At 29.5% G+C, this 12,716-nt stretch carries 13 protein-coding genes; 12 read left to right on the top strand and 1 reads right to left on the bottom strand.

The features are described 5' to 3' along the window. The first annotated feature begins 12 nt into the window (after positions 1-12). The 12 genes from fliP to flgG are packed head-to-tail and all read left to right on the top strand — an operon-like array spanning position 13 to position 10,737. On the top strand, positions 13-783 hold the full coding sequence (gene fliP / locus GPX08_RS10525) for a flagellar type III secretion system pore protein FliP (RefSeq protein WP_156626771.1): 771 nt from the start codon (positions 13-15) through the stop codon (positions 781-783). A 9-nt stretch (positions 784-792) separates the two neighbouring features. Continuing rightward, positions 793-1,062, top strand: a complete 270-nt coding sequence (gene fliQ / locus GPX08_RS10520; protein WP_156626870.1) for a flagellar biosynthesis protein FliQ — start codon at positions 793-795, stop codon at positions 1,060-1,062. Positions 1,063-1,073: 11 nt separating this feature from the next. Then, the gene (locus tag GPX08_RS10515; RefSeq protein WP_156626770.1) at positions 1,074-2,915 is read left to right on the top strand and encodes a fused FliR family export protein/FlhB family type III secretion system protein; all 1,842 of its coding nucleotides are present in this window, start codon (positions 1,074-1,076) and stop codon (positions 2,913-2,915) included. Positions 2,916-2,930: 15 nt separating this feature from the next. After that, complete coding sequence (flhA, locus tag GPX08_RS10510) at positions 2,931-4,997, top strand: flagellar biosynthesis protein FlhA (RefSeq protein WP_156626769.1); 2,067 nt, start codon at positions 2,931-2,933, stop codon at positions 4,995-4,997. Then, complete coding sequence (gene flhF, locus GPX08_RS10505) at positions 4,997-6,160, top strand: flagellar biosynthesis protein FlhF (RefSeq protein ID WP_156626768.1); 1,164 nt, start codon at positions 4,997-4,999, stop codon at positions 6,158-6,160. The genes flhA and flhF overlap by 1 nt, the downstream gene beginning before the upstream one ends. Next, positions 6,154-7,017, top strand: coding sequence for an AAA family ATPase (locus GPX08_RS10500; protein ID WP_156626767.1), 864 nt, complete (start codon positions 6,154-6,156; stop codon positions 7,015-7,017). The genes flhF and GPX08_RS10500 overlap by 7 nt, the downstream gene beginning before the upstream one ends. 9 nt (positions 7,018-7,026) lie before the next feature. Further along, positions 7,027-7,686, top strand: coding sequence for a pilus assembly protein PilZ (locus GPX08_RS10495; RefSeq protein ID WP_156626766.1), 660 nt, complete (start codon positions 7,027-7,029; stop codon positions 7,684-7,686). A 24-nt stretch (positions 7,687-7,710) separates the two neighbouring features. Next, a complete protein-coding gene (locus GPX08_RS10490) occupies positions 7,711-8,436 on the top strand; it encodes a FliA/WhiG family RNA polymerase sigma factor (RefSeq protein ID WP_156626765.1) in 726 nt (241 codons plus the stop codon). Between the two features lie 17 nt (positions 8,437-8,453). Then, the gene (locus GPX08_RS10485; protein ID WP_156626764.1) at positions 8,454-8,975 is read left to right on the top strand and encodes a hypothetical protein; all 522 of its coding nucleotides are present in this window, start codon (positions 8,454-8,456) and stop codon (positions 8,973-8,975) included. A 38-nt stretch (positions 8,976-9,013) separates the two neighbouring features. Next, the gene (locus tag GPX08_RS10480) at positions 9,014-9,178 is read left to right on the top strand and encodes a hypothetical protein (protein WP_156626763.1); all 165 of its coding nucleotides are present in this window, start codon (positions 9,014-9,016) and stop codon (positions 9,176-9,178) included. Next, the gene (locus GPX08_RS10475; RefSeq protein WP_156626762.1) at positions 9,171-9,953 is read left to right on the top strand and encodes a flagellar basal body rod protein FlgG; all 783 of its coding nucleotides are present in this window, start codon (positions 9,171-9,173) and stop codon (positions 9,951-9,953) included. Before GPX08_RS10480 ends, GPX08_RS10475 begins: the two co-directional genes overlap by 8 nt. A gap of 13 nt (positions 9,954-9,966) precedes the next feature. Next, entirely contained in the window at positions 9,967-10,737 is a 771-nt protein-coding gene (flgG, locus tag GPX08_RS10470; RefSeq protein ID WP_156626761.1) for a flagellar basal body rod protein FlgG, read from the top strand. 259 nt (positions 10,738-10,996) lie between these two features. Here flgG and GPX08_RS10465 read toward each other — a convergent pair whose 3' ends face one another. Then, positions 10,997-12,634 (bottom strand): putative manganese-dependent inorganic diphosphatase, encoded by a 1,638-nt coding sequence (locus GPX08_RS10465; protein ID WP_156626760.1) that lies wholly within the window; start codon positions 12,632-12,634, stop codon positions 10,997-10,999. Positions 12,635-12,716 lie beyond the last annotated feature (82 nt).

The raw sequence follows: 12,716 nt of genomic DNA, 5'->3' as shown, positions 1-12,716 counted from the left end.
AGGAAGATAATTATGAAGAAAAAGAAATACTTATTTATGGTGCTATTAGTATTCACTTTAATATTTGCCTTTAATAAAAGTGTTAGTGCGCAGCCTATTAATATACCAGATATAAATATACAAGTAGGTGGAGAAAATACGTCACCTCAAAACTATGTGGATAATATTAAATTGTTAATTGTGCTTACAATATTAACTTTATTACCATCAATAATAATAATGATGACCTCCTTTACTAGAATAATAGTAGTATTTTCTTTTTTAAAGAATGCTTTAGGAGCTCAGCAATCTATTCCAAACCAAATTTTAATTGGACTAGCTTTATTTTTAACTATATTTATAATGCAACCAGTTTATTCTGAAATAAATGAAAATGCCTTTAAGCCTTTTATGAATAATGAAATTACTCAAGAGCAGGCCATGGAGGCGGGAAGTAAACCTCTAAGAGAGTTTATGCTTAGACAAACTAGACAGAAGGACTTAGAACTTTTTATAGAAAGTTCTAAACTTAATAAAGAAGAAATAACAAAAGATAATATACCATTAACTGTTGTAATTCCAGCTTTTGCAATAAGTGAACTTAAAACAGCCTTTCAAATAGGATTCTTATTATTCTTACCATTCTTAATTATAGATATGGTGGTGGCAAGTGTTTTAATGTCAATGGGTATGTTTATGGTACCTCCTGTTATGGTATCACTACCATTTAAATTATTATTATTTGTTATGGTAGATGGTTGGTATTTAATGGTTAGATCCTTAATAATGAGTTTTGGAGGGTAGGTGAGAAAAATGAGTGAGAGTTTAATAATAGGAATTGTAAGAGATGCATTAATGACATCTTTAAAGGTAGCAGGCCCTATCCTTATAGTTTCTATTTTAATTGGATTAATAATAAGTATTTTTCAAGCAACTACTCAAATTCAAGAACAAACTTTAACTTTTGTTCCTAAGCTTATTGGAATAGCATTTACTGGCTTATTCTTAGCTAGCTTTATGTTACATACATTAGTAGGCTTTACCGAAAGAATTTTTGAGCTTATTATTAAAGTATCTACTTAGGGGGTAGATCCATGATAGATACTATGTATTTTTTAGCGTTATTTTTAATTTTCTTAAGAGTAACAGCCTTTTTTGCAATAACAAATGTGTTCTTTCCAAATGGAACACCTAAAACTTTAAAAGCTATGTTTTCATTAATCTTTTCCTTTGCATTATTAAGTGGAGTAGATTATGGAAGCCTAAATGGAATAACGAGCAATTATTATTTAATTATTTATATGATTTTTGAAATAACAAATGGATTAATCTTAGGATTAGTATCTAATATTGCTTTTGAAGTAGTACTTATGGCGGGTAGCTTACTAGATGTACATATAGGATTAAGTATGGTTAATACTTTAGATCCTAATAGTAAAGCCAATACTACAATAACAGGGAATTTACTTCATTATGTAGCTTTAATAATTTTCTTTATTGTAGATGGACACCATATGTTAATTAAATCTTTAATGGAAAGTTTTATTACTCTTCCAATGGGAAATGGACTATTTCATGCTGAAACCATGAGTACTCTTATTGAAATAATAGCAAATTATTTTGCTATAGGTTTGAAAATAGCAATACCAATAGTATTGATTATGATATTAACAGATGTAGCTATGGGACTTGTATCGAGGGCAGTTCCTCAAATAAATGTTATGATTCTTGGAATGCCTGTAAAGATGCTAGTAGGAATATTAGCAATATCTGTATCACTACCAATAATTATTAAGTTATTTATAAGTAGTGTTAGCTATTTACCAGATATTTTTAGAAAGATAATAACTACTGTACCACTAATTATGTTTATAGGTGCAGATGAAAGGACAGAAGAAGCTACTCCTAAAAAGAAAAGTGATTCTCGAAAAAAAGGACAAATTCCTAGAAGTAAAGATGTTGGACTAGCAATTACTTTAGTTGCTACGACTTTAGTAATAGTGGCCTTAAGTGGATTTATAGTTTCTGCATTAAAAGATAATGTCATTTATTTCTTAGGTGACTTAGGAACTATGGAAGTAACTGAAAACAGCTTAAAAAGTATTAATCTTTTAGTAATAAGTAAGGGGTTAATTACTATAATGCCAGTTATTCTTCCTATAATGATAGCAGGTGTATTTGCTAGTTTAATACAATCAGGATTTTTAGTAGTTAAAGATGCTATAAAACCTTCCTTTGGGAAGTTAAATCCAATTAATGGTTTTAAGAATATGTTTTCTAAAAAAGCATTAGTAGAGCTTGTAAAGAACTTAATAATGATAAGTATAGTTATTTATATTGCATATTCATACATAAGTTCAAACTTTGATAAAATTATGCAAATTGGAAACCTGTATCTTCCGACTCTAGGTGTTGAAGTTAAGTCATTAATAGTTGGACTCTTCGTGAAAATTTGTATATTGCTAGTAGTAATAGCAATAGTAGACTATGTTGTGCAGTATATTCTTTTCCAAAAGGAAATCAGGATGACTAAGCAAGAAGTAAAAGAAGAATACAAGCAAATGGAAGGGGATCCACAAATAAAATCTAAAATAAAACAAAAGCAAAGAGAAATGTCTCAAAGAAGAATGATGCAGTCTGTTGGAGATGCAACAGTTGTAATCACTAACCCAACTCATTTAGCTATAGCCATAAAATATGAGGAAGGAAAAATGGAAGCCCCTAAGGTTATTGCTAAGGGAGCTGACAATATTGCCTTAAAGATAAAAGAAAAGGCTTTAGAAAACAATGTACCTATTATAGAAAATAAACCTTTAGCAAGGCTTATATATGACTCTGTAGAAATTGATGGTGAAATACCTCAAGATATGTATCAAGCAGTAGCAGAAGTTCTAGCTATGGTATTTAAACTGGATAAAAATAAGAAGAAGAACTAGACAATAAAGGATGGGATAGGTTTGCTTGAAAATAACAAATTAAATATAAAAAAGAATATGGATATATTAGTGGCCTTCGGAGTACTAGGTATTGTACTTATGATAATAATACCTCTTCCATCAATTATATTAGATATATTACTGGCATTTAATATTACATTATCTGCTGTAATTATAATGATAACTATGTTCACTACAAATGTATTACAGTTATCTGTATTCCCAACTCTTTTACTTGTAACAACATTATTTAGACTAGGTCTAAATATATCTTCAACAAGACTTATATTAAGTGAAGGTAATGCAGGAAGTATTATTGAAGCCTTTGGTGAATTTGTTATAGGTGGAAATTATGTGGTTGGTATAATAATATTCTTAATTATAGTTATTATACAGTTTGTAGTTATTACAAACGGGGCAGGTAGAGTATCAGAAGTATCAGCTAGATTTACATTAGATGCTATGCCAGGAAAACAAATGAGTATAGATGCAGACTTAAATGCTGGATTAATAGATGAAGCTACAGCAAGAAAAAGAAGAGAAGACCTTCAATCAGAAGCTGACTTTTATGGAGCTATGGACGGGGCTTCTAAATTCGTAAAAGGAGATGCAATAGCAGGGATAATTATTACTATTATTAATATAGTTGCAGGTATAATCATTGGAGTTATGGGTGGAATGGATTTTGCTCAAGCTGGAGAGTTATACACAAGATTAACTATAGGAGATGGGCTTGTTAGCCAAGTGCCAGCACTATTAATATCTACTGCTTCAGGTATTTTAGTTACTAGATCAGGAAGTGCTGATAACTTCGGTAAGACATTTAGTAGACAACTTACTGCTTTCCCAGTAGCACTTGGAATAGTATCTGCAGTAATGTTCTTCTTAGCATTAATACCTGGAATGCCAATGTTCCCATTTTTACTAGCTTCAGTTGTAGGAGCGGTTGCTACATATTTACTAATCAAGGAAGAACAAAAAACTCAAGAACAAGAGCTTCAAAGAGTTGAAGAAGAATATACAGAGCTTGAAAGAAAAGAACCGGAAAATGTTATGAGTTTAATTTCTGTTGAACCTATGGAAGTAGAAATAGGTTATGGTTTAATTCCTCTTGCTGATGAATCAACAGGTGGAGATTTACTTCAAAGAATTGCATCTGTTAGAAGACAATGCGCAATTGAAATGGGAATAGTAGTTCAACCTATTAGAATAAGAGATAATCTTCAATTAAAGACTAATGAATATGTAATTAAGATAAGAGGAACTGTAATAGCTTCAGCAGAACTTATGGCAAGTATGTTACTATGCATGGATCCATCAGGTGAAAACACTCAAATAGCAGGTATTAGAACTGTTGAACCTACATTTAATTTGCCGGCAGTATGGATTAATAAAGATCAAAGGGAAGAAGCTGAAATTAAAGGATTAACAGTAGTTGACCCAACAACAGTTATGGTTACTCATTTAACTGAAACAATTAAAGCACATTCATATGAATTACTTGGAAGACAAGAAGTTCAATTAATAGTTGAAAATACTAAGGAAAAATATAGTGCTGTAGTAGATGAACTTATACCAGATTTAATGACTATTGGTGAGCTTCAAAAGGTTCTACAAAACTTGTTAAGAGAAAAAGTTCCAATAAAAGACATGGTTACTATAATGGAATCATTAGCAGACAATTCAAGATTAACTAAAGATTTAGAGTTATTAACTGAGTATGTTAGATTCTCCTTAGCTAGAACTATTTGTAATACTATTATAGATGAAGATAAGAGTATAACAGTGGTAACTTTATCAGCACAAATAGAAGAAATAGTTGCGGCCAATACACAAAAATCTATCCAAGGATCATTCCCAGCAGTAGATCCTGATACAACAACAAAGATTTTAAATAGTGTAAGAGATACAATAGATAGAATTTACTTCTATAATAATCAGCCAGTTATACTTGTATCACCTAATATAAGACCTGTTTTTAGAAAATTAATAGAAATGGTATTTCCACATGTTATGGTTATTTCTTTAAATGAAATACCAAATGATGTTGAAATAAAAACAGAAGGAGTTGTATCACTATAATGCTTATTAAGAAGTACTTAGTAAAAAATATGAATGAAGCTATGACAAGAATAAGATATGAATTGGGTAAGGATGCTATTATTATAAGTCAAAGAAAAGTAAGAGAATCAGGCGTTAAAGGATATTTTAAACCTAAGTTAATAGAAGTTACAGCTGCATTAGAAAATAGCAAATTAGATAAGAAACAAAGTAAAAAAGCATCTGAAGTAGATGATTTTAAAGCTTCATTAAGTAGTATTAAGAGTATTTTTGAAAAAGAAGAGGTAAAAGGCCGCGAAAACATAAAAACACTAAAAGATAAAGAAATTGCTTCTGAAGATAAAAACTCTAAAGAAGATGAGGCTTTAAAGGATGAAGTAAAAGAAATAAAGGAATTATTAAATAAAGTTATAAAGAATACTAACAAAGAAAAAGAAGAAGTAGTAGCTATTGAGTATTTAAGAGAAATAGATATAGAAGAAAATTTAATAGAAGATATTAATTTAGAAAATTATGAAGATATAGAAGCATTTAAGGAAGATTTAATAGATATCGTAAAAAAAGATATTGAAGTAGTAAATAAAGATTTAAGAGGAAATGTAGTGTTAATTGGACCTACAGGGGTAGGTAAGACTACTACCATTGCTAAACTTGCTGGTAGACTTGCTCTAATTGAAAAGAAAAAGGTTGGTTTAATTACAATAGATACATATAGAATAGGTGCTGTTGAGCAATTAAAAACTTATGCTGAAATAATGAATATACCATTTAAAGTAGTTATTACATTAAAAGAAATGGAAGAAGCTATTAATGCATTAAAAGAGTGTGACGTTATTTTAATTGATACAACAGGTAGAAGTAGTAAAAATACTATGCAAATATCTGAACTTAGAGCATTTATTCAGAAGGTTAATTCAAGTAATATTTCCCTGGTAATAAGTGGAACTACTAAAAATAAAGATATTAATGCTATATTAAGTGGTTATGGAGAAATAAACTACAAAGATATTATAATCACAAAGCTTGATGAGACTACTTCCTATGGATGTATTTATAATATTGCTAAAAAGTCAAAGAAGCCTATATCATACATAACAGTTGGACAAAATGTTCCTGATGATATTAAGGTGCCAAGTAAAGAGGAAATTGTAAAACTTATTCTTGGGGAGGAATCAGTATGCTAGATCAAGCTGAAAGCTTAAGAAGGCTTGCTAATGGTAATTCAAGCAATACAGAAACGAAAAAATCTAAAATAATAACTATAACTTCAGGTAAAGGTGGAGTTGGGAAAAGCAATTTTGTAGTAAATTTAGCTATAAGTTTAGTAAGGCAAGGGAAAAAGGTTTTAGTATTTGATGCTGATATTGGGATGGGTAATGACGATGTTTTAATGGGAATTTATCCAAAACATAATGTTTTAGATTTAATAAATGGAAATTTATCAATAGAAGATGTTATTGTGGAAGGCCCTGAAGGTGTTAGCCTTCTACCAGGAGGAAGTGGCCTAAATAACATAGAAGATTTACAGCAAAATCAAAGAGAACTATTTTTAAAGAAAATAGAAATGCTACAAGGCTTTGACTATATTTTTATTGATACTGGAGCTGGAATAAGCAGGAGTGTTTTAGCCTTTATTGCTTGCTCGGATGAAGTAATACTTGTTACTACTCCTGAACCAACATCATTAACAGATGGATATAGCTTACTAAAGGCGGTAAACCATTTTAAAATTAAAAATAAGGCAAGTATAGTTGTTAATAAAGTTTTAGAAAAAAAAGAAGGAGAAATAACATTCTCTAAATTTAAGACCGCAGTAAATAGATTTTTAACTTTAGATATTAACTATTTAGGATATATTTATGATGATAGAAAATTAACGATATCTGTTAGAAATCAATTGCCATTTGTTATAGGTTATCCAAATTGTGATGCTGCAAAATGTGTAAATGCTATAGCTTCAAAAATAGTTGGAAAAGAAAAACAAGAAACTGGAATAGGAGTACAGGGGTTATTTAAAAAATTATTCAATATTTTTTCTTAGGGGGTAAACATGTCAAATATAAAGCTAGAAATAAATTGTATGGTAGATATTTTATTCGAAAACAATATATATAAATCAACTATTCAGGATATTAGAGAAGATGAATTCTTAATTGCAGTTCCTGTAAATGATGGTATTTTCTTAACTCTAAATGAGGGAGATGAACTGCAACAAATAATATATGATGGTAATGGAAATGTTTTTGGATATAAGTCGAAAGTTCTTGGAAGATATGTTGAATCTGAAAAGCCTTACTACAGATTAAGTTTTCCGTTTGATGTTACTAAAATTCAAAGAAGAGATTATGTAAGAGTTAATATAGTACAAATTATTAACTATATTAATGAGAAGGAAATAGAAACTGCAAATGAAGAAGATGTTGAAAAGATAAGAAAAAGGCACTATAAGAATGCCATGCTTTTAGATTTAAGTGGTGGCGGAATGAAAGTTAAAATAAATGATCCAATTAATATAAATGATACAATAATTGCTAATTTAATATATGAAGATGAAAATATTGAGATTAAAGGAAAAGTAATTAGAAGAGTAAAAGCTGAAGATAGAAGTTTTGTATGTGGAGTAACATTTGTTGATATAAATAATTCCACTAGAGAGAAAATAATAAAAACTGTGTTTAAAATTATGAGAAAACAAAGAGAACTAGTTTAAGGAGCTTTTAAGGAGGTTTATAATATGGAATGTCAAAGCCCTCTAATTCATAAAGAAGAGATTGTTGAAAAGTATATACCACTGGTTAAGTATCTTGCATCTAGAATTATGCTTGGGAAAACAAAATATATTGAATATGAAGACTTGGTTAGCTATGGGATTGTTGGGCTTATGGATGCGATAAATAGGTTTAATCCAACAAAGGGAATGAAATTTTCCTCCTATGCTACCTTAAGAATAAAAGGGGCTATGATAGATGAAATAAGAAAAAATAGACCTATTTCTAAAGGGGCTATGGATAAGCTTGCTAAATATAATGAAGCTATCGAAAGATTACAAAATAAGCTAATGAGAGAGCCTTCACTTAAAGAAATAGCGTTAGACCTCGGAGTATCAGAAGAAGAGGTTTCTCAAGTTGAAAACTATATAAATTATATGTCTATTATATCTTTAGAATCAGTAATTTATTCTGATGATGATGATGTTACCGTAATGGAAACCTTAGAAGATAAGGAGTCTGTATCTCCAGAAGAATCATTAGAAAATAAAGAAAAGACTACAATATTAGCAGAAGCAATTGAAAGATTAAAGGATAAAGATAAGCTAATATTAAAACTTTATTATTATGAAAAGTTTACTTTAAAAGAAATAGGACAAGTATTAGAGGTATCAGAATCTAGGGTTTGTCAACTTCATAGTAGAGCTATTAGAAACTTAAGAGAGGTTATGAAAGAAGTTAACTATATTTAATCAAGGGAGTGATAAATGTGATTCCTGTTTTAATTTTTATATTAGGTATTATTTTAATTATATTAAATTTTAAAGCTATTAAGAAGGAAGATAACTCCTTTGATAAGATTCTAGAAAGAGAAGAATATAGAAGTAAGGACTATGATATAGAAATCATAGAAATTAGGAAATCCTTTGCAGAAACTGTTCTAGAATTACAAAAAGAAATAGAAAATTTAAAAATATCCATAAATACTATTAAGGATGATAATAAAAGATACGATATTATATATAATGAGGAAAAATTACAAAATGTAAATAATCCAAGTGATAACAGTGAGAGTCAGTTAGAGATTAATCCTAGTATAGGTAATAGTTTAAATATAGAAATTGACGATAATTTCCTTGAAAATTCAAGAGATGAAGAAGTAGAGGAAAATAGTAAATTGAATAAGGTAAAAGAACTATTAGATAAGGGATTAAATGATGATAAAATTTGTGAAGAATTATCCATAGGTAAGGGGGAGGTACTATTAATAAGAAGCTTATTAAAAAGATAGTTGATATATTTAATTTTCTTTCCGATAGAAAAATACTTATGGGTATAGGAATAGGTATGATTATTACAGTTATTTTAATGCTAGGAGTTAATTATAGTAGTGAAATATCTGATGCTAAAATAGAGGAAAAGGCTAGAGGCCTTGGGATGCATTATAATGATGAATGTAAAGTTTTATTTGAAGGGAATGAGGTAAGTGATTAGAAGTCTTTATACAGCAGTATCTGGTTTGATTACTTTAGAAAATAGACAAGCTACCATAACTAATAATATGACTAATGCTAACACTACAGGATTTAAAGGAGATAATTTATCTGTAAAAAGCTTTGATGAGGTTATGATTCAAAATAAAGATAAAGTTGTAGGCGGAAGAAACGTAACTCAAAAATTAGGTACTATAAGCCTTGGAGCTAAAATTGACTCTGTAGATACAGCTTTTACGCAAGGAGTATTAAAAAATACTGATAAGAAAACTGATTTTGCTATTGAAGGTAGAGGATTTTTTGCAATAGAAAAGCAGACAACAGCAGGTAATGAAGTAGTATATACAAGAGATGGAAGCTTTAAGGTTGGAAATAACGGTTATCTGATGACTTCAACAGGAGATAGAGTTTTAGGTGTTAACAAAGGAACAGGTGCATTAGAGCCTATTTTTGTTGGAAATGACAGTATGGTATTAGGTAAAGATAATACTTTACATATAGGGAATAATGCAAACTACTCTTTAGCAGTAGCAGACTTTACTGATTATAATAGTCTAGAAAAAATCGGTGATAACTATTATAGAGGAGAAAATCCTATATATAATGCTGAAACTTATGTAGTTCAAGGAGCCTTAGAAAATTCAAATGTAAACATAACTAATGAAATGGTTAATATGATTACTAATATGAGAAACTTTGAGACTAATCAAAAAATAGTACAAACTTTAGATGATACATTAAATAAAGCTGCTAATGAAATAGGGTCAATTAGATAGTGGGAGGTAAAGTATGTTAAGAACTATATGGACTGCAAAAACTGGAATGAATGCTAATCAAGATAAGTTGGATGCAATATCTAATAATTTAGCTAATTCAAATACTTTAGGTTATAAAAAATTAGAAGTTGGTTTTAAAGATTTACTTTCTGAATCATTAGATAGATTAGGTAATCCTATAAATGATAAAGACTCTATTATTGGAACAGGAACTAAAACATCTGAATGGTATAGAGATAATACTCAAGGGATACTTCAAGAAACATTACTTAGTACTGATTTATCAATAGATGGAGAAGGATACTTCAAAATTATTACTCAAGATGGTAATGAATTATATACTAGAGATGGTGCTTTTACTATAGATTCAAATGGTAGATTAGTAGATAATAGGGGATATAAAGTAGAGATAAACTATTTAAATGGATATTCAGAAAATAATGTTGTATTTAATAAAAATAACTTCTTTGTTGATAAAAAAGGAGAAGTATTTGTTAAAAAAGGAGAAGAATTTAATCAAGTAGGAGAAATTCCACTTTATACAGCAGTAGGAGATAGAGCATTTATATCAGTAGGTGATAATTTATATTCTCCAGCACCAGGGGTACAAGTTACTAGAAGTACAGATTTTGAAATGATACAAGGTATGTTAGAAGGTTCAAATGTAGATATAGCCACTGAATTTGCAGATATGATACTTACTCAAAGAGCATTCCAATTAAGCTCTAGGGGAATAAGTACTGCAGATGAGATGTGGGGAATGATCAATAATATGAGAAGATAGTTGAAAATTGCTTTGCAATTTTTAATGAAGAATGAAGAATTAAGAATGAAAAATTGATGTAAAAACTCCTACGGGAGTTTTTTTGCTTTTATTCTTTTATAGTAATTTGGTACAAATTACATCCACAATTCTTTCATTTTTTTCATTGCTTAATTATTTCATTAAAAAAAAGGCTTTTTTCAAAGCCTTTTTTTATGGTGATTTGTAAAAAAATCACTTCCTAAATTCTTCATTTTTATTTTACATTCTTAATTTAAAACTAGCTGTTTATAGCTGAAGTTATTGGTGGTACTACTTGTTTCTTTCTTGAAAGTACACCATCTAAGAATGCAGTACTATCATTAAGTGTTACTTTAAATGCTTTTTCTGCAATTTCTGGTTTATCGCCAGCTACTAATATTTGTGATCCTTCATTTAAAATATCAGTTAAAAGTAATAGTGTCATATCTAAACCAGCTTCTTTTGCCTTACTATCCATGTATTTTAACATGTCATTTTTAAGTGGCATAAAGCCTTCTATATCCATAGTGTTAACTTGGGCAATACCTACTTTAGTTTCACCTATAGTAAATGGTTTAAAGTCTTGGTTAAAGATTTCCTCAACAGTTTTACCTTTAAGTGAAGTACCTGCTTTAAACATTTCTTTTGCAAATTCTTCAACATTGATTCCAGCAATTTCAGCAAGTCTTAAGCAAATTTGCTTATCTTCTGGAGTACAAGTTGGGCTTCTGAATAATAATGTGTCAGAAATTATTGCACCACATAAAAGTCCAGCAGCTTGCTTTGAAGGCCTTATTCCACGTTCAAAGAAGCATTTACCAACTATAGTAGAAGTACTTCCGATAGGTTCACTTCTAAAGTATAGAGGACCACCTGTTTGAATATCAGCTACTCTATGGTGATCTATAATTTCTAATATATCAGCATCTTCAAGTCCATCAACTGATTGACCTCTTTCATTATGGTCCATTTGAATGATTTTCTTTCTATAATTAGAAATTAAATGATATCTAGACATAGTTCCTACTACTTTTCCATCTGTATCTATAACAGGATAGCTTCTAAATCTAGTTTCAACCATAACTGGCTTAACATCATCAACTAAATCTTCTGTTGAGAAAGTAACTAACTTATCTTTTATCATTACATATCCAACAGGGATACTTTGAATTATAAGTCTTGATGTAGTAAATGAATCATGAGGTGTAGTAATTACACTTATGTTAGCTTCCTTAGCTTTTTCAACTATTTCAGCAGTAGGAGTATGTGATCCTGTAATTATCATAAGAGAAATGTTTAAGTCTAATAAAGCACTTTGAACTTCTTCTCTATCTCCAACTATTGCAATATCGCCTTCTTCAATATGATCCTTCATGCTTTCTGGTTTCATAGCAGAAACTACTATTTTACCTGGGAAAGATTTAGTTCCTTCGTTAACATATATTTCTTTTGCAGATAATGTATCTACTATGTTTTCAAAAGAAGTATTACTCTTTGCTAAAATTCTATTATCCCAGATATCCATATAGCAAGAAGTTAAGTTTGAAATAGCTAAAACTCCTAATAGATGATCATTTTCATCTGCAACAGGAAGAGTTTTAATATTCTTGCTACTCATTATGTTCCAAGCCATTTTTAATGATATTTCTGGTGAAACAGGTGTTATTCTATCAAATTCTAAATCTTCCACCTTAAGTTTCACAGTTTTTAATAATTGTGGAGCTTCTACTCCAAAATAATCAAGTATATATTGAGTTTCTCTATTTACATTTCCAAGTCTAACTGGAATAGCAGGCAGGTTGCCTGTTTTATTTTTTAATTCAGCATATGCATAAGCTGAACAAATTGAGTCTGAATCTGGGTTTTTATGCCCAGTTACGTATATTATATCTTTCAAGTTATTGCCTCCTTAGTATATTAATCATCTATTCATATTCTATATTTATATTGAAAATTTGTAAAGGTATCTAATTAAAATT

The sequence above is a fragment of the Clostridium tertium genome, from assembly GCF_902652255.1.
Classification (GTDB): Bacteria; Bacillota; Clostridia; order Clostridiales; family Clostridiaceae; genus Clostridium; species Clostridium tertium_A.
Note: the sequence above shows the minus strand (reverse complement) of the source record. Positions and strands in the feature narration are given on the sequence as shown.